General features: G+C 63.0%; 15 protein-coding genes. 7 read left to right on the top strand and 8 right to left on the bottom strand.

Features of this window, described 5'->3' with window-relative positions; genetic code table 11:
* Nucleotides 1-44: 44 nt before the first annotated feature.
* The 4 genes from F7R11_RS20520 to F7R11_RS20505 all read right to left on the bottom strand — a co-directional run bounded on the left by F7R11_RS20520 (nucleotide 45) and on the right by F7R11_RS20505 (nucleotide 3,058).
* Nucleotides 45-485, bottom strand: coding sequence for a hypothetical protein (locus F7R11_RS20520; RefSeq protein ID WP_064808283.1), 441 nt, complete (start codon nucleotides 483-485; stop codon nucleotides 45-47).
* 165 nt (nucleotides 486-650) lie between these two features.
* Nucleotides 651-947, bottom strand: coding sequence for a hypothetical protein (locus F7R11_RS27170; protein ID WP_197495053.1), 297 nt, complete (start codon nucleotides 945-947; stop codon nucleotides 651-653).
* A gap of 129 nt (nucleotides 948-1,076) precedes the next feature.
* Nucleotides 1,077-1,460 (bottom strand): immunity 22 family protein, encoded by a 384-nt coding sequence (locus tag F7R11_RS20510; RefSeq protein WP_064808287.1) that lies wholly within the window; start codon nucleotides 1,458-1,460, stop codon nucleotides 1,077-1,079.
* Nucleotides 1,461-1,717: 257 nt separating this feature from the next.
* Complete coding sequence (locus F7R11_RS20505; RefSeq protein WP_064808289.1) at nucleotides 1,718-3,058, bottom strand: MATE family efflux transporter; 1,341 nt, start codon at nucleotides 3,056-3,058, stop codon at nucleotides 1,718-1,720.
* A gap of 375 nt (nucleotides 3,059-3,433) precedes the next feature.
* Here F7R11_RS20505 and F7R11_RS20500 point away from each other — a divergent pair, with 375 nt between their 5' ends.
* Nucleotides 3,434-5,080, top strand: coding sequence for an APC family permease (locus F7R11_RS20500; protein ID WP_064808291.1), 1,647 nt, complete (start codon nucleotides 3,434-3,436; stop codon nucleotides 5,078-5,080).
* A 104-nt stretch (nucleotides 5,081-5,184) separates the two neighbouring features.
* Here the strand turns inward: F7R11_RS20500 and F7R11_RS20495 are convergent, their stop codons facing one another.
* A complete protein-coding gene (locus F7R11_RS20495) occupies nucleotides 5,185-6,132 on the bottom strand; it encodes a LysR family transcriptional regulator (protein WP_064808293.1) in 948 nt (315 codons plus the stop codon).
* A gap of 120 nt (nucleotides 6,133-6,252) precedes the next feature.
* Here F7R11_RS20495 and F7R11_RS20490 point away from each other — a divergent pair, with 120 nt between their 5' ends.
* The 4 genes from F7R11_RS20490 to F7R11_RS20475 all read left to right on the top strand — a co-directional run bounded on the left by F7R11_RS20490 (nucleotide 6,253) and on the right by F7R11_RS20475 (nucleotide 9,028).
* A complete protein-coding gene (locus F7R11_RS20490; RefSeq protein WP_064808295.1) occupies nucleotides 6,253-6,798 on the top strand; it encodes a carboxymuconolactone decarboxylase family protein in 546 nt (181 codons plus the stop codon).
* A 107-nt stretch (nucleotides 6,799-6,905) separates the two neighbouring features.
* On the top strand, nucleotides 6,906-7,517 hold the full coding sequence (locus tag F7R11_RS20485) for a pyridoxamine 5'-phosphate oxidase family protein (RefSeq protein WP_231973298.1): 612 nt from the start codon (nucleotides 6,906-6,908) through the stop codon (nucleotides 7,515-7,517).
* Nucleotides 7,514-7,984, top strand: a complete 471-nt coding sequence (locus tag F7R11_RS20480; RefSeq protein ID WP_064808299.1) for a nuclear transport factor 2 family protein — start codon at nucleotides 7,514-7,516, stop codon at nucleotides 7,982-7,984. Before F7R11_RS20485 ends, F7R11_RS20480 begins: the two co-directional genes overlap by 4 nt.
* Nucleotides 7,985-8,188: 204 nt before the next feature.
* Nucleotides 8,189-9,028 (top strand): DUF4349 domain-containing protein, encoded by an 840-nt coding sequence (locus F7R11_RS20475; RefSeq protein ID WP_082932954.1) that lies wholly within the window; start codon nucleotides 8,189-8,191, stop codon nucleotides 9,026-9,028.
* 60 nt (nucleotides 9,029-9,088) lie between these two features.
* Here the strand turns inward: F7R11_RS20475 and F7R11_RS20470 are convergent, their stop codons facing one another.
* Complete coding sequence (locus tag F7R11_RS20470; protein ID WP_064808301.1) at nucleotides 9,089-10,117, bottom strand: MerR family transcriptional regulator; 1,029 nt, start codon at nucleotides 10,115-10,117, stop codon at nucleotides 9,089-9,091.
* 241 nt (nucleotides 10,118-10,358) lie between these two features.
* Between F7R11_RS20470 and F7R11_RS20465 the strand changes: the two genes are divergently transcribed.
* Nucleotides 10,359-12,143, top strand: a complete 1,785-nt coding sequence (locus F7R11_RS20465) for an EAL domain-containing protein (protein ID WP_064808302.1) — start codon at nucleotides 10,359-10,361, stop codon at nucleotides 12,141-12,143.
* A 19-nt stretch (nucleotides 12,144-12,162) separates the two neighbouring features.
* Here F7R11_RS20465 and F7R11_RS20460 read toward each other — a convergent pair whose 3' ends face one another.
* Nucleotides 12,163-12,924, bottom strand: coding sequence for an autoinducer binding domain-containing protein (locus F7R11_RS20460; protein WP_064808304.1), 762 nt, complete (start codon nucleotides 12,922-12,924; stop codon nucleotides 12,163-12,165).
* 289 nt (nucleotides 12,925-13,213) lie between these two features.
* Nucleotides 13,214-14,374: an enolase C-terminal domain-like protein gene (locus F7R11_RS20455; RefSeq protein WP_064808306.1), complete on the bottom strand. Its 1,161-nt coding sequence runs from the start codon at nucleotides 14,372-14,374 to the stop codon at nucleotides 13,214-13,216.
* Between the two features lie 270 nt (nucleotides 14,375-14,644).
* Between F7R11_RS20455 and F7R11_RS20450 the strand changes: the two genes are divergently transcribed.
* Nucleotides 14,645-16,312 carry a twin-arginine translocation signal domain-containing protein gene (locus F7R11_RS20450; RefSeq protein WP_082932955.1) on the top strand — a complete coding sequence of 556 codons (1,668 nt, stop codon included), beginning with the start codon at nucleotides 14,645-14,647 and terminating at the stop codon, nucleotides 16,310-16,312.
* The last annotated feature ends 8 nt before the right edge of the window (nucleotides 16,313-16,320 follow it).

The raw sequence follows: 16,320 nt of genomic DNA, 5'->3' as shown, positions 1-16,320 counted from the left end.
TGATCGACCCACAAGGGACAGTGGTTCTTGCTCAAAGTGGCCGTTCACCTCGAATTTGTGTTCGGTGACCGAATGGGATTCACGGTCTGCATGAGCTGCCGCTCGATAGCTAGCCGGTCGTTCACGTCGACTTCAAAAGACTGACAGAGTTCTTGTATCTCTTCAGCACTTCCCTTGGCGAATATGTCGGCGAAGCGATCTAGGTCCACCGTCGAAGGACCAGTCCTTTCCAATTCGTCGGCGCGCTTCAAAAAGATGGCCGCCTGAGATTCCGGTAGCCCTGCGGCTATTGCTCGGATATTGGCGATGAGGTGGCGCTTGTACCTTTCCAAGGCGGCTTCGCGCGAAGCGCTCTTTTGCGGGCACCTTTGATCCAATGCAACAAACCAAGGATAGCTTCCTATCGATGGGTCGGCGGGCGTGATACTGCTTGCACTTTGGGTTGCCAATGCAAGGGCCACCAGCACTACAGTACTTCTCAGCATTACAAGGGCTCCTCTCGTTTGGCGAGCATGGTTCGTTGGCAGACCGTCTGGGTTGCGCCCTTCGGCACATGAGCGAGAAATTCCGCAGTAATTTTCCACAATCTGTTGCATCGACCGGTTGAATCCGCAGCCGATAGCAGACTCACCCCTACAAGACAGCAGTCGCTACCTAAGTTTATTTATCGCGTTGTATATCGCCCATGCTGCGGTGCGTCCGCCGTCGTTGTCGCCGCACTCGAATGCCGAAAACATGTACTGAAGCTTTTCGTCGATGAACTTGGTCATCTCCTCATCCGCCAGTAGCTGGAGGCGAATTTTGCCCCACAGGTCCTTGATGTCGGCCATATGAGTCTCAAAAGTCCAGTAGCTCCAATCAGGGTACTTGTCTGGTGCATCTGTGGCTGCACCTGAGATAGCCCCGGCGAAGTCGCCAAGCAAGTCTTTTGAAATCATCGGAATCAAGGAGGTATCTTTGAATGAAATGATACAGATTCAAGCTGCTCAACCAACGGCTGCTCTTGACTGCGGATTCAACCGAAAGCGGTCGCCTAGCAGCAGGCGTCGCATCGGGCGAAATTAAATTCGAGAAGCTCAAATTGGATATTCGAACATCCCGATGTAGACCAGTTCGAACCCTTCTCCATGCACTGACCTTGGCGATTTTATCTGTTCGCAATTTATGAAAATCAGCGCGTTCGCATCTCCCAAATTGGCCGCGCGCGCCGCTTCACATAGCGCTTCCGACCATTTGTCCGAGTACGAGTGAGGTGCAAAGAACTCTTCGAGTGAAGTGCCCGACTGTCGCAGCCCTGTTTCCATGAAATCATGGTCACAGAAGAACTCACCCTGAGAGCCGTAGAACTCGGAAACTGGTTGATTTTCATCCTCGCCGTAGTGTTCAGCGAGAAAGCTTAAGAATCGAGAGGCATCAGTTATCCGGCCAAGATAGAAATGAGAAACTTCCGTTCTATGCATCGTTGGTTGGCTTCCCTTGAGAGCAAGAAAAAATTGTATTCCTTCACCTACCGAGCGGCTGCTTCTGGCCGAACTGAGCCTAATATCCTCCCCGTTCTGCCGATCGTGCCCCGGTTCCGGCCTCTGCCTCGCTTTCTGCCGGTTGCCCGGCCGTGCCCGTTGGCACTTCCGTGGAGTTCAGAGTTAAACGAACAAAGTTCAAAGTTAAGTGAATCTCAAGACGAGCAGTACGAAGCGCAGCATTTTCCGTTTGAAGCCTAAGCCGCCCGCCACACCCTCGGCAGCAACACTCCAAGCATCAACCCACGCAGCGCCATAAAACCCAGCATCGCCACCCACAGCCCGTGGTTGCCCCAAAGCGGTTGCAGCGTGACCGACAACCCCCAGAACGCGGCAGCCGCCACGGCCATCGTCACCAGCAGTTCACGCGTGCGCGTGGCGCCGATGAACACGCCGTCAAACTGGAAGCCCCACACCGACACGATCGGCAGCAGCGCCGCCCACACCAGATAGTGGCGCGCGGCTTCGCGCACGGCCGGCTGATCGGTCAGCACGCCGATGATGGCCGAGCCCGCCAACGCATACACCGCCGCAAACAGCCCCGCCCCCAGCACTGACCAGAACGTCGATACGCGGATTGCCATGCGCAGTGCATGGCGGTCACGTCCGCCCAATGCGGCGCCCACCAGTGCCTCGGCGGCATGCGCAAAGCCGTCCAGCCCGTAGGCCATGAAGGTCAGGAAGTTGAGCAGCAGCGCGTTGGCAGCCAGCACCACGTCGCCCTGCTTGGCGCCCGCGTGGGCAAACCAGCCGAAGGCGCCCAACAGGCACAGCGTGCGCAGGAAGATGTCGGTGTTCAAACCCATCAGCCGGCGCCAGGCATCGCGCGCGAGCAGTTCAGCGCGCGTGAGCGGCGGCAAACCCAGCGGCCGCTGCAGCCACAGCAGCAACATGCCCAGCGCAAAACCGGCGATATCCGCCAGCGCTGTCGCCGCGCCGATGCCACCGACACCCATGCCCGCCCCCAGCACCAGGCCCAGCACCGCCGCCATGTTGACCGCGTTGATGAACACCTGCAGCAGCAACGCGCGCCGCACCTGCTGGCGCCCGAGCAAGGTACCGAGCACCACATAGTTGGCCAGCGCAAACGGCGCTGACCAGATACGCGCATGGCAATACACCTCGGCCATGCGGGTGACGGTGTCACTTGCCCCCAGCAACGTCAGCGTGATGCGGATGGCCGGCCCCTGCAGCACCAGCAACAACGCACCAATGGCCAGTGCCAGCAGCAACGCACGCACCACGCTCGCCCGCAGCGCACGTGCATCGCCCGCACCATGCGCCTGCGACACCAGCCCCGTGGTGCCCATGCGCAGGAAGCCGAAGCCCCAGAACACAAAGTTGAAGAACACCCCGCCCAGCGCCACCCCGCCGATGTATTCCGGCCCCGGCAAATGCCCCGCCACGGCCGTATCCACCGCCGACAGGATCGGCTGCGTCAGGTTGGCCAGCACGATGGGAAACGCCAGCGTCAGCACGCGCCGATGCCACTGCACAGGCGCAGCAGGTGCAACCGATGTGACGGATGAGGACTCCATGAGGGCAAAAAAATGGGGAGGGACAGTGAAAATCGGATGAAAAAGAGGTGCAACCGCCGGCGATTTCGCTATGATTGCGCCCCATTGCGAGTTCCGGCAATCGCGCGACAAGTGCGGCACCCTGCACAACGTCGCCGATGACTATACGCGAATCCCCCCGGAAGGCAGGCACCGTGCCCCCGCCTTTCAACGCGACCGGACAGGTACGGTTGGTGCTACGCGTCAATCCGTGCACGCATGTCCCAGGCTGGTGAAACCCACCACATGGGACGGTGGGCGATGCCAAAACAGCGTCGCCTCGGTAGAACTAAGCGGACTGTTAAGCAAGCCGCGATGCCCTGTCGAGCGTCCGAACTCGCCGGGGTGGAGACTCCCTTGGAAAAAAACGTACAACGCAACCTTGGCGCCTGGCCCCTGATGTTGACCGGCTTGGGCTCGATCATCGGTTCGGGCTGGCTGTTCGGTGCAGGTCACGCCGCACAGGTGGCAGGCCCTGCCGCCATCTTCACCTGGGTCATCGGCGCAATCGTTATTCTGGCCATCGCCCTGACGTATGCCGAACTGGGCGCGATGTTCCCCGAGTCCGGCGGCATGGTGCGCTATGCGCGCTACTCGCACGGCTCGCTGGTGGGCTTTGTGGCGGCCTGGGCCAACTGGATCGCCATCGTCACCGTCATCCCCATTGAGGCCGAGGCCTCCATCCAGTACATGAGCTCGTGGCCGTGGCCGTGGGCGCAGGGGCTGTTCCAACATGGCGAACTGACGCCGGTGGGGCTGGTGCTCTCTGCCGTGCTGGTGATCGTGTACTTCCTGCTGAACTACTGGGGCGTGAAGGTGTTTGCCAAGGCCAACAACGCCATCACCATCTTCAAGTTCATCATTCCGGCGGCGACGGCTGTGGCGCTCATCGGCGCAGGTTTCCACCCGAGCAACTTCGGCATGACCGAAGGCGCGAGTGGCGCGGCACAGGGTTTCGCACCCTATGGCTGGTCCGCCGTGCTGACCGCCATTGCCACCAGCGGCATCGTGTTTGCCTTCAACGGGTTCCAGAGCCCGATCAACCTGGCGGGCGAGGCACGCAACCCGGGCCGCAACGTGCCCATTGCGGTGATCGGCTCGATCCTGTTGGCGGCCGTGATCTATGTGGCGCTGCAGATCGCCTTCCTGGGCGCGGTGCCGCCGGAGTCGCTGGTGGGTGGCTGGCACGGCATTGATTTCCACTCCCCGTTTGCCCAGTTGGCGATCGCGCTCAACCTGAACTGGCTGGCCATCGTGCTGTACATCGATGCGTTCGTCAGCCCGTCGGGCACCGGCAGCACGTACATGGCCACCACCACGCGCATGATCTATGCGATGGAGCGCAACAACACCATGCCGGCCATCTTCGGCCGCGTGCACCCGGTGTTTGGCGTGTCGCGTCCGGCCATGTGGTTCAACCTGGGCGTGTCGTTCATCTTCCTGTTCTTCTTCCGCGGCTGGGGTGCGCTGGCAGCCGTCATTTCGGTGGCGACCGTCATCTCGTACCTGACGGGCCCGATCAGCGTGATGTCGCTGCGCAAGACCTCCCCGGGTCTGCACCGCCCGCTGCGCCTAGCAGGCCTGTCGCTGATCGCACCGTTTGCCTTCGTGTGCGCATCGCTGATCCTGTATTGGGCCAAGTGGCCGCTGACCGGCGAGATCATCGTGCTGATGCTGGTGGCACTGCCCGTGTACTTCTACTACCAGGCCAAGGCCGGTTGGCCTGACTTCAAGACGGAGCTCAAGGGCGCCTGGTGGATGATCGCCTACCTGCCGACCATCGCCGTGCTGTCGTACTGCGGCAGCAAGGAGTTTGGCGGCCATGGCTACATCCCGTACGGCTGGGACATGGGCATCGTGGCGGCGATCTCTCTGTTCTTCTACCACTGGGGGGTGCGCAGCGGCTGGCACACCCGTTATCTGGATGAAGTCGAGCACGTGCATGAAGACGCGCCGGCGCAAAGCGGCAAACGCGCACCGCGCGGCGTACCGCAAGGCGTCTGATACCCGCATCGCCATCCTCAGAAAAAACGCCCGTCCGGTTCGCCGGCGGGCGTTTTTTATTTCACGATGGCTTCATTCAGCACCGTTGTTCGCTGGACAGCGCCTCAGTTTGACTCCCGGCGCATCGCTGACTTGCCCCGAGAAGAAGCCACGTCGCTGAGTGCCTGCCGCAGGCGTGGCGCGGCAAAATCAAGGAAGCGACGCATCTTCAACGGCATCTGCCCACGTGCCACGTGCACGAGATGAACAGGGGCGGGTTCCGGCTCGTACGCCTCCAAGCAGACTTGCAGCTCGCCACGCTCGACAGCCTCCGCCGCCTGGTAATGCAGCAACCGCGTGATGCCGACCTTGCGGACTGCCGCCTGCATTGCCGCTTCCGGAGTCGTAACGGTCAGACGCGGCAGGATCGGAACGTCGATCACCGTGCCGGATCGTGGATTCCGAAATCGCCACGACGGCGAAGGCATGGGCGTATCCACGCTCACACACGGAAGACGCGACAGATCATCGGGAGCCTGCGGTGTGCCGCGACCGGCAAGGAGCCCGGGGCTGGCGCACGTGACCGTTCGCATGACGCCGATTTGCGTGGCCACCATCGAGCTGTCCGGCAGCTTCCCGATGCGCACCGCCATGTCCACATGGTCGCCAATCAGATCCACGTTGCGATCGGACAGGATGAGCCGGATGTTGATCTCAGGAAACGCCGCCAGAAAGTCGGTGACAACCGGCAGCACGTGCAGGCGCCCAAACATGAGCGGCGCGGTGACGACCAACTCCCCCTTGGGCACGGTGAACTCGCCAGCCGCTTGGCGCTCCGCCTCCTCCACCTCGTCGAGGATGCGGCGTGCCGACGCCACATAGGCGATCCCGGCATCCGTCAACGTGAGCTTGCGGGTCGAGCGGATCAGCAGCCGCGCGCCGAGCCGCGTTTCCAGCTCGGAAATCTTGCGGCTGAGGGTGGCCAGCGGCACCTTCAAATCGCGTCCCGCCGCAGATAGGCTGCCTTTCTCCGCAACCGCCACCAGCAACGACATGGCCTCCAGGCGATCCATCTTATCCTTCCAGAATTTGGTAGAGATATTCTTAATATTGCCGGATTATCAACAGAAATGGAAAGAGGCAAGATCCGTTTCACCGAGCGCATTCCGCGCTTGAGTCACTGGAGAACGCCCATGTCCCGCCTTTCCATCCCATCCCTTGATACCGCGCCGGAAGCTTCCAAGCCCACGTTGGACGCCGTCAACCGGCAACTCGGCGTCGTGCCGAACCTATTCCGGCTGATCGGCAGCAGCCCTGCCGCGCTGGCGGGCTTCACCAGCTTTCAGGGCGCGCTCTCGAAGACGCTCGACGTCAAGACCCGCGAGCGGATCGCGCTGGCCGTGGCCCAGGTGAATGGCTGTGACTACTGCCTGTCGGCGCACACCTATCTCGGCCTGAATCTGGCGAAGATCAGTCCGGAGGAAATCGCCCTGAATCGCCAGGGTGCGTCGGGCGATGCCACGGCAAACGCGGCTGTCCAGTTCGCCTATAAGGTGGCGAAGGAGCGTGGCCACGTTAGCGACGCCGATATCAAGGCGGTCCGCGCGGCCGGCTTTACCGATGCCCAGATCGTGGAGATTGTCGGCCTCGTTGCTGAGAACAGCTTCACGAACTACCTGAACGAAGTCGCGAAGACGGAGATCGATTTTCCCGTCGTGCTCGCCGCAGAAGCCGCTTAATCGCAACCCGATGGCAACCGGACCGAGGCACCTGGCCTGAATCAAGCCCTGGTCCGCTTTCTCACCAGCGGAGGCCAACGATGTCCTATGGTTTTCTCGATATTGCGGTGACGCCCAGCGTGCGGGCGGTGCAGGCCAGCATGGGTGTGGACCACGTTTGGCAGGCCTTGAAGTTGAAGGAGGGCCGCGAGTTCGATCGGTTCACCGACAACGAAGCGGCCTTCATCGCCGATCGCGACAGCTTCTACATGGCGACCGTTTCGGAGACGGGCTGGCCCTACGTCCAGCATCGAGGCGGCCCACGCGGCTTCCTCAAGATGTTGGACGATCGCACGCTTGCCTTTGCCGACTATCGCGGCAACCGCCAGTACATCAGCACCGGCAATCTCGCGGCCGACGATCGCGCTTGCCTGTTCCTCATGGACTATGCACACCGCGCGCGGCTCAAGATGTATGTCCATGTTGAAACCCTGGCGCTCGACGCGGACCCTGCGCTGGCTGCACGCGTTGCCGCGCCCGGCTACCGTGCGATGCCCGAACGCATCTTCCGGCTGCACCTCGCGAGCTTCGACTGGAATTGCCCGCAGCACATCACGCCGCGCTTCACCGAGCAGGAAGTCAGCGACGCAGTCCGTCCGCTTCGCGATCAACTGGCCCGGCTCGAAGCCGAAAACGCCGAGCTACGCGCTCGCCTTGCCAATCCTGGAGACCATCAATGAGCACACAGCGCCCGCCCTTGCCACCCTTCACCATGGAAACCGCCATCGAAAAGGTCCGCCTGGCCGAAGATGGGTGGAACAGCCGCGACCCTGAAAAAGTCGCGCTCGCCTATACCGTCGACAGCACCTGGCGAAACCGTGCCGAGTTCGTGCAGGGGCGTGAAGCGATCGTCGGCTTCCTGCGGCGCAAGTGGCAACGTGAGCTGGACTACCGGCTCATCAAGGAGTTGTGGGCATTTGGTGGGGATCGCGTGGCCGTCCGCTTCGCCTATGAGTGGCACGACGACAGTGGCAACTGGTTCCGCTCTTACGGCAATGAGAATTGGGAGTTTGACGAGAACGGATTGATGCGCCGTCGTTTGGCGAGCATCAACGATGCGCCGATCCGCGAAGCCGAGCGCCGCTTTCACTGGCCCCTGGGTCGCCGCCCCGACGATCACCCCGGCCTGAGCGACCTGGGCTTCTGACGATTCGCCCAGCACAGCACGCGCAGACCGACGGGGTGGCGGTCGATGCAACGGCGCTTCCCACATGGGCGGGAAGCGTTCATGGCCAAACATCGAGGGTGCAGTCGGAACGAAAAGGCGAAACCGGGCCGGGAAGCTGCTCAGAAACGTGCGCTAGACTGCGCACGCAATTTCCCCCCGATCTCTCCCGAACCGATATAGCCCATGACAAGACTCCTCGGCGTTCTCCTGATCGCGCTGTCACTTAGCGCCTGCGGCAAGAAAGAAGAAGCGCCCGGCGCAGCCGGTGGCGCCGGACCGACTGGCATGGTGGCCGCCGCACCGGAGGCCCGCGCCAAGCAGGCTGATGGTGCCGAGCGCCGGTTCCTCGCCTACGAGCATCGCGTCTCGCTGGAAGTCGATGCCCCGCAGATGGAGCACCTGTACCACGAGCTGCAGGACGCCTGCGTGAACGAGGCCACCTGGCACTGCACGGTCATGGATGCCAGCATCCAGCTTGAACGTGACCAGCGCGGCGGCACCGCCCACCTGAACCTGCGCGCCAGCCCCGAGGGCGTACGTGCCATGCGCAAGCGTCTGGCCGACAGCGGTGGCGTGGTCAGCCAAGGCACGCACGTGGATGACCTGGGCCAGCCGATTGCCGAGGTCGGCAAGCGCCTGGAGATGCTGAAGAACTACCGCGCCAGCCTGCTCGACCTGCAGCGCAAGGCGACCAAGGTGGAAGACCTGATCCTGATCGCAGAAAAGCTGTCGGAAACGCAGTCCGAGCTGGAAGCCGCCACCGGCCAGAGCTCGCATCTGATGGACCGCGTGAACCGCGAGGTGCTGTCGATCGACCTGAGCACCCGGCAGACTGCGGCGCGCAGCCTGTGGGCGCCCATCGGCAATGCGCTGCGAGAGTTCCTGCCGTCGCTGGTGCATGCCAGCGCGAGCGTGATCTCGGCGGTGGCCTACCTGCTGCCGTGGGTGATCGTGCTGTCGGTCGTGGGCGTGCTGGTTGCACGCGTGCGGCGCAAACGGCGGCTGCAGAAGTCGGCTGACTAACGACTTGATCGCTGAATAACAAAGCGCCCGCCAGAACCAGCGGGCGCTTTGTCTTTGGGCTTACGCCGCCTTCATCAACCCATCCATCGCCTCGCGCACGTAGGCGATCAGGTCGGGGCCCATCCACGGGCTGGCGGAAAGCGCCGGCTCTCGCTCCATCGCCAGACGGATCTTCGCCTGCGTCTGCGGATCATCGCCCGCATAGGAGCGGAACAGATCGATCCACTGCCGGGCAAGCTGCTGCATCTCTGGCGCATGCGGCGCCGTGCCCTTGGCCAAGTGCTGCCGCACCTCGGCAATGAGGGTCGGCCACTCGTTGGCACGCTTGCCGAAGTTCGCACGCATGTACTGCAGCTCTTGCGCCGACAGGTACTTCGCATAGAGCGCCAGCTTGGTTTCGTTGGCCGCCTCCATGATGAAGTCGAGCATGGCCAGGCTGATGCCGGTGCGATCCTGCAGGATCGGCTCGTTGATGTGCATGGTGTGTAGCTTGGCCGTGAGAATCGGGTCCACCGCCGTATCCTGCGCGAGCAATTCCATCCAGCGCTTGGACAGCGCCTGTGCCTCCGTGCTGCGGGCATGCACCCCGCGCGTCATCGCCTCCTGCACGGTGGCCACCAGTGCCGCCCAGCGCTCGTGGCGCGCGGTATCCGCATCCAGCCGTTCTGCGCGCTCGCGCTCTTCCTGCGAAAGGTATTTGTCGTACATGGTCATCCATTCCAAGGTTGTGAGCCACTCGGCAAGCTCGGGCTCTTCCTTGCGCATGAGCTGGTCGTGCAGACGGGTCAGCCGGTCGCGCAGCACGCTGGCCTGCGTGATCTGCTGATCGAGCATCGCGATCTGCCGTTCCATGATCGTGGTCAGGGGAACGCCCGGGCTTGCCAGGAAAGCCCCAACGTCAGCTAGCGACATGCCGAAACGCCGCAGCGCCTGGATCTGGTGCAGCCGGGCAATGTCAGCCTTGTCGTACAGCCGGTAGCCGCTATCGGAGCGGGCCGAAGGCGTGAGCAGGCCGATGCTGTCGTAGTGATGCAGCATGCGGACCGTGAGGCCGCAGCGTTTGGCGAGATCGCCCACTTTCAACAACATGGCCTGCTCCTGTCTTTTGGCTTGAACCCAGGCTAGGACCTCACGCAGTGTGAGGGTCAAGCGCAGCGTGAATGGATGGCGCCGCAGGGAAACGCAAGCGCACACAGCATTTTGGCCTGAGCCCCTCTGTGGTGGGGGCCATCATCCGCCAACCCGCACCACAGCGTACGTCACAAAAAATTCATTTAACTCTGTGTTCAGTGGGCCGTTAGGCGGAATGTCCGATCCTGCGCCCTGACCCATGACCTCATCACCGCTTCCCCTGCCGGCGGGCATTGCGCCCGAGATGCTGCGTACGGTGTTTCAACCGATCTTCCGCCTATCCACCACCGAGGTGCTTGGTTACGAGGCACTGCTGCGTGGGCCGGCGGGCACGGCCATGGAGTCACCCGCCGCGTTGTTTGCCGCGGCATCGGACACGGACAGCGCGGTTGCGCTGGAGACCACCGCCGCGCGCCTGGCCATTGCCAATTTCTCGGCCATGCGCCTGCCGGGCAAGCTGTTCCTGAACTTCAGCGCCTTCGGCGTGCGCCAGTTGCTGCAGAATCACGCCCGCCTGTTGCATGAGATTGCCGACCACGATCTGCACCCGTCGCGCATCGTGATCGAGCTGACCGAGCAGACGCCCATCGACGACCTCGCCAGCTTTGCCCAGGCCCTGTCGGTGGCGCGCGACTTCGGTATGCAGTGCGCACTGGACGATTTCGGCACGGGCAATGCCAACCTGAACCTGCTGATCGAACTGACGCCGGACTTCATCAAGCTCGACAAATACTTCCTGCGCGATATCGCCAAGCACCCGGCCAAGCTGGACGTCGCCCGCTCTTTGCAGCAAACGCTCAAGGGCGGCGCGACCAGCATCATTGCCGAGGGGCTGGAAACGGAAGATGAACTGGGCGTGGTGCGCGATCTGGGCATCCGCTTTGGCCAGGGTTTCTTCCTGGGGCGACCGCAGGACAAGCCGGCTGGCGACATGTCGAGCCAGGCGGCGCGCGTGCTGCAGTCGTCGCAGATTGCAGTGTTCCCACAGGCCGTGCGCGTGGGCTGGCGTGCCATCACGGCCAGCAAGCTGTTGCGCGTGGCGCCGACCTTGCCCCTGCGCTGCAGGAACGACGACGTGCTGCACCTGTTCAACCGTCACCCCGATCTGCACGCCGTGGCCTTGCTCGATGAAGACGAACGGCCGCTGGCGCTCATCGCCCGCCGCGCCTTCATTGATCGCTACGCGATGCCGTATCACCGTGAACTGTACGGCAAGAAATCTGCGCTGGCGTTTGCCAACCGGCAGCCGGTTCTGGTGGAGAAATCCGCCTCATTGGAAGACATGTCTGCACTGCTGATGAGCGAAGACCAGCGCTACCTGACCGACGGCTTCATCATCACCGAGCACGGCCGCTACCTGGGCCTGGGCACGGGCGAAGAACTCGTGCGCACCGTCACCGAGATCCGCATTGAAGCGGCGCGCTATGCCAACCCGCTCACGTTCCTGCCCGGCAACATTCCGCTGAACCTGCACATTGAACGTTTGCTGGAAGCGCGCGCGGAGTTCTACGCCTGCTATGTCGACCTGAACCACTTCAAGCCCTTCAATGACCAGTACGGCTACTGGCAGGGCGACGAGATGCTGAAGATGGCCGCCGCCGTACTGGCCACGGCGTGCGAGCCGACGCGCGACTTTCTCGGCCATGTGGGTGGGGATGACTTCCTGATCCTGTTCCAGAGCGCCGACTGGCATGCGCGCGTCGAGCATGCCATCGCCACGTTCAACACCAATGCACTGGCGATGTACACGCCAGCAGACCAACTGGCCGGCGGCATCCACGCGGAAGACCGCAAGGGCCTGCCGGCGTTCTTCCGCTTCGTGACGATGGCGGTGGGCGCGCTGCATGTGGTCCCGGGCGCCGCGCGCAACAGCGACGACATCGGCACGGCAGCCGCACTGGCCAAGCGCCGCGCCAAGCAGAGCGACAGCGGCTTCTATCTGGAAGCGATGCAGCCCGCACAACCGCTGTCGGCCATCGCCTAGCCCCCGTGGCAACACGCTGTTACCCGATTGCTGGAATCAGCCCCAGCAGCGCCGCCTTCACCACCGCATGCGTCTTGTTGGCCGCGTTGAGCTTGGCCACGGCGTTCTGAATGTGAAAGCTGACGTTGCGCTCGGTCATCTCCAGAATGGCAGCTACCTCGGCGACAGTCTTGCCCTCCGCTGTCCAATGCAGCGTTCGGCGCTCAACATCTTTGAGCGGTGCCGCTGCGTCGGGCAGTAGTTGTGCGACCACCAGATTGCTGATGGTGGCGTGCACGAGCTGAGCCAACCAGATCATCTCCGGCTCAACAACGACAAGCGCGTCCTCCGTGATGCGCTCGGTGCTGCGCGCGAGGCTGAACGTACCGAAGATACCGCGATGATCGCGCACCGTCTGCGACCAACCGTGGCGCAACCCACAGGCGCGCGCATCCGCCCAGTACGATGCATCCGACTCGCCCACCTTGTCCGCTTGCGGCCACAGTAGCGGACTGACACTGCGCTGGCAGAACTGAAGCACCGGATCACACTCCGCATACCCGCGTGCCGCATAGGTGGCAAGCCACGCTTCGGGGTAGTTGCTCCATGACACGGCATGACTGCGCGTGATCGGCACAGAAGTCCGTAGCGTGTAGGCGTAGTACTCAAAGCCCAGCGGGGTGACAAACGCGTGCAGGCTGCGGAACGCGGCATCAGCATCAGGCATGGCGTTCAGGTTGCGCAACCATTGCGCGCGCCACGACGTCGCCTGATGATCGGTAGAGAAAACACGAACGCCCATGCAGGAAGGCTCCCAGCGGGGTGATCTTGATTGGATGTCGACTTACGCTCCGCTAAGGCCAGGAAGCAGCGTGAGGAAACTATACAAAATTCGATACGGTTTTCATGCTGCGCATACCGGCAATCTGTAGTGCTTGTTCTCGAATACGAGGCGCGCTCACTACAGGCATAAACCGCGCGATAACCTGCACGATCATCGGCCAGATTTGCGCAAAGTTGGCCTGGTCAATTGCATATCGCTTGCATGCCGGATCGGCATTCCAATGGTTCGGTTCGCGTTGTTGCCGTGCTCACGCAAAAGCCTGCCGAAACGTGCCCCACGCTTCAGCATGCGTCTCGAAACCAATCCCGGGTGCCTCCGGCAAGCCTGCATTGCCGGCCTCGATGCGTGCGCCATCCGCCAGCCCACGAAACGGCGCAAACGCAAACGGGCTGACCTCCGCACCGCCCAGACCAAGCGCCGCCACCAGATGCAGCGCAAAGAGATGTCCGCCATGCGGCCAGAATGCATAGCGCGGCCAGCCGTGCGCGGTCATGGTGTCGATGATGCGCAGGTAGCCCGGCACGCCGTAGCAATGCACGGGGTCAAACACCAGCACATCGCGCGCGCTGCGCAGGCCACCGTATTGATCGAGCAACCGCGCCTCGGCCTGTGAGAACAACGCCTCGCCCGCCGCGATGGGCGGCGCATACACCTCGGCCGCCTTGGCGTGCGTGGTGAAGTCCAGCGGGTCGCACAGGTCTTCAAACCACCAGAGCGCATAGGGCTCCAGCACGATGGCGGCCCGCAGCGCGGTGGTCTGGTCATACAGGTTCATGGCATCGACAGCGAGGTTGCCGGTGCCAGACAACTGTGCAGCAGCCACTTCAATGCGCTGGCAATCCACATCCAACGGCGCACCACCCATCTTGATCTTGGCGTGTGTGAAGCCGAGATCCACGCAGCGGCGCATCTCATCAGCCAGGCGCGCCAGATCGTCCTGCGGATAACGATAGCCGCCGCCGGCATACACGCGCACACGCGGCTGCGCCACCCTGCCGAGCCGCTGTGCAAGCAAGGCGTACAGCGGCACACCGGCAATCTTCGCAGCCGCATCCCAGATCGCCATGTCGAGTGTGCCAACGGCCACGCAGCGCTCGCCGTGGCCGCCGGGTTTCTCGCCCGCCATCATCGTGTGCCACGCGCGGAACGGATCGAGATTGGTGCCCGCATCATCCGCCAGGCTACCGGGTGATGCGCGCAGCAGGCGCGGTGCAAAGCGCTCGCGAATCAACCCGCCCTGCGCAAAGCGGCCGACCGATGCGTAGCCGTAACCGACCACCGGTTTTCCATCACGCATCACATCGGTGGTGACGGCCACCAGACTGGTGGTCAGCCCGCCCGATGGAATGGACAGATCGTCATACCGAGAAACTGGAATGGCCTGCTCGCGAATCTCAGTGATATGCATGTCAGCCCTCGCTGCACCGCCGATGCGGCGGCACGTTCGCGTGCATTGTCGCAAGGTCTCGCACAATGCGTGCAGCAGCGGCCTGCGCCAAACATGGCGTGCCGATCGAACGCGCAAAGCCCTGACCGTCTCGCCGCGACTCGCTTTGCCCGTATACGCGGCACCGCTGCCTCTGGTTGAGGACTAACCCCTAGATTGTCAAAAGCTGAACATTCAGCGTGGACATGACTCAGGACGATGGCGTCTTCGCACCACGCCACAGGATGGAAGATGTCCGCCCCGATCAAACCACGCACCCAAGCACCGCACGGCATGAGCCGGCGCGATTTCCTGACCCTCGGCACCGCCACGGCCGGCCTGGGCGCGTTTGGCCTGACCTTGCCCGACACCGCACTCGCAACCACACCGGCAGCGGATACCAACTGGCATGCCGGGCAGCTTGCACACTTGATCCCCGCGGCCAGCCATGACCGCTTTCTCATCAAGGCATCGTTTCAGGCACCACTGGCGCGCGCACCGTGGCTGATCGTGAACGGCAAGCGTGTTGCTGGCGAGCCCACCGATACAGCAGGCCGCTTCTGGCGCTTTGATGTACGCGGCCTGCAGCCGGCCACGCAGTACACGCTGCGCATTGTCGACGCTGGTGGCAAGCCGCTGGCTGATGCCTGGCCGCTGAAGACCTTCCCCGCACCCAACGCCACACCCGCGCGACTGCGCATACTCGCCTACACGTGCGCCGGCGGTTACGACGGCCCCTCCATTGCCGGCAAGACCGCCTGGCTCGACATGGCCGCGCGCCGCCGCCTGCTGGCGCGCGGTATGGCGTTCGCCCCCGATGCCGTCATCGCCAACGGCGACCACATCTACTGGGACTTGCAGACCTCGCAGAACAAGCCCTTCGCACGCCAGGTGCGCGAGCTGATGTGGACAAAATTTGGCGGCGCACTCGACATGTCGGTGCCGATGTCGCACCCGAAGAACGAGGCGATCTTCACGCGCGTGTGCGACTACCAGATCGGCGGGCTGTACGGCACCGCGCTGCGCTCCACGCCCGCGTACTTCCTGACGGATGACCACGACACCTTCGAGAACGACGAGTTTGACGAAAAGGTCGCCACGCTGCCGCCGGAGCCGTATGGGCTGATTGGCGCAGAGCTGACACAGCACCGCTACTACCCCGAGTTCCTGCCCGATGCCAACCGCCCTGTATGGCTGCCCGGCGGCGACAAGGCGGGCATGCCCACCGACACCAACAGCGCGTTCGGCACCCTGCGCTACGGTACCCTGCTTGAAGCGGTGCTGTATGACTGCCGGCGCTTTCTCGACAACAAGGGCATGCACGCACGCGTGGTGCCGCAGTGGGTGGAAGACTGGATCGTGGCGCGCACGCGTGCGGAAGACACGGCACATTTCTTTCACGTGCCATCGCTGCCGTTTGCGTACTCCTCCGGCAAGCTGGGCGACTGGTATCCGGATCTGCTCGACACGAAGACCGGGCGACTGGTCGGCAATCAACCCAAGCCCGGCTGGCAGACCGGCTGGCACGCGCAACACCAGCGTCTGGTGGCGGCACTCGGTCAACAGCAGCAGCGCGCCGCCGTCATCGTGCAGGGCGATTTTCACGCGTCGGCCGTCGGGGCGATGTCGCGGTCGGCCGAGCTGGAGTTCGCGCATCCGGTGCATGCCGTCATGACCGGCACGCTGGGCACCGGCGACATGGGCTTCCCCTCCGCCTTCCGCAGCATCGAGACCACGCCGGCACTGTCCGTCGCCATGCAGGAAGCGTTGCGCCCAACCGAGAAAAACGGCTTTACCATCATCGACGTGACACCCGAGAAGATGACCTTCTCGCTGTTCCTGTGGCGCCCGCCCGAGCCGGTGGACGCCATCGACACCCTCCAGCCGGCGCTGGTGTACGAGGTGCCGCGCCTGGCTTGAGGTGCCTG

It is taken from the genome of Ralstonia insidiosa (assembly GCF_008801405.1).
GTDB classification, from domain to species: domain Bacteria; phylum Pseudomonadota; class Gammaproteobacteria; order Burkholderiales; family Burkholderiaceae; genus Ralstonia; species Ralstonia insidiosa.
The sequence above is the reverse complement of the archived record's forward strand: the minus strand, read 5'-3'. Positions and strand labels throughout refer to the sequence as shown.

Excerpts from the sequence above, each read along its gene's own strand:
- F7R11_RS20465 (WP_064808302.1), top strand. The coding sequence starts at position 10,359 with ATGACCTCATCACCGCTTCCCCTGCCGGCGGGCATTGCGCCCGAGATG.
- F7R11_RS20520 (WP_064808283.1), bottom strand. The coding sequence starts at position 485 with ATGCTGAGAAGTACTGTAGTGCTGGTGGCCCTTGCATTGGCAACCCAA.
- F7R11_RS20470 (WP_064808301.1), bottom strand. The coding sequence starts at position 10,117 with ATGTTGTTGAAAGTGGGCGATCTCGCCAAACGCTGCGGCCTCACGGTC.
- F7R11_RS20450 (WP_082932955.1), top strand. The coding sequence starts at position 14,645 with ATGTCCGCCCCGATCAAACCACGCACCCAAGCACCGCACGGCATGAGC.
- F7R11_RS20505 (WP_064808289.1), bottom strand. The coding sequence starts at position 3,058 with ATGGAGTCCTCATCCGTCACATCGGTTGCACCTGCTGCGCCTGTGCAG.
- F7R11_RS20460 (WP_064808304.1), bottom strand. The coding sequence starts at position 12,924 with ATGGGCGTTCGTGTTTTCTCTACCGATCATCAGGCGACGTCGTGGCGC.
- F7R11_RS20495 (WP_064808293.1), bottom strand. The coding sequence starts at position 6,132 with ATGGATCGCCTGGAGGCCATGTCGTTGCTGGTGGCGGTTGCGGAGAAA.
- F7R11_RS20490 (WP_064808295.1), top strand. The coding sequence starts at position 6,253 with ATGTCCCGCCTTTCCATCCCATCCCTTGATACCGCGCCGGAAGCTTCC.
- F7R11_RS20510 (WP_064808287.1), bottom strand. The coding sequence starts at position 1,460 with ATGCATAGAACGGAAGTTTCTCATTTCTATCTTGGCCGGATAACTGAT.
- F7R11_RS20480 (WP_064808299.1), top strand. The coding sequence starts at position 7,514 with ATGAGCACACAGCGCCCGCCCTTGCCACCCTTCACCATGGAAACCGCC.
- F7R11_RS20455 (WP_064808306.1), bottom strand. The coding sequence starts at position 14,374 with ATGCATATCACTGAGATTCGCGAGCAGGCCATTCCAGTTTCTCGGTAT.
- F7R11_RS20475 (WP_082932954.1), top strand. The coding sequence starts at position 8,189 with ATGACAAGACTCCTCGGCGTTCTCCTGATCGCGCTGTCACTTAGCGCC.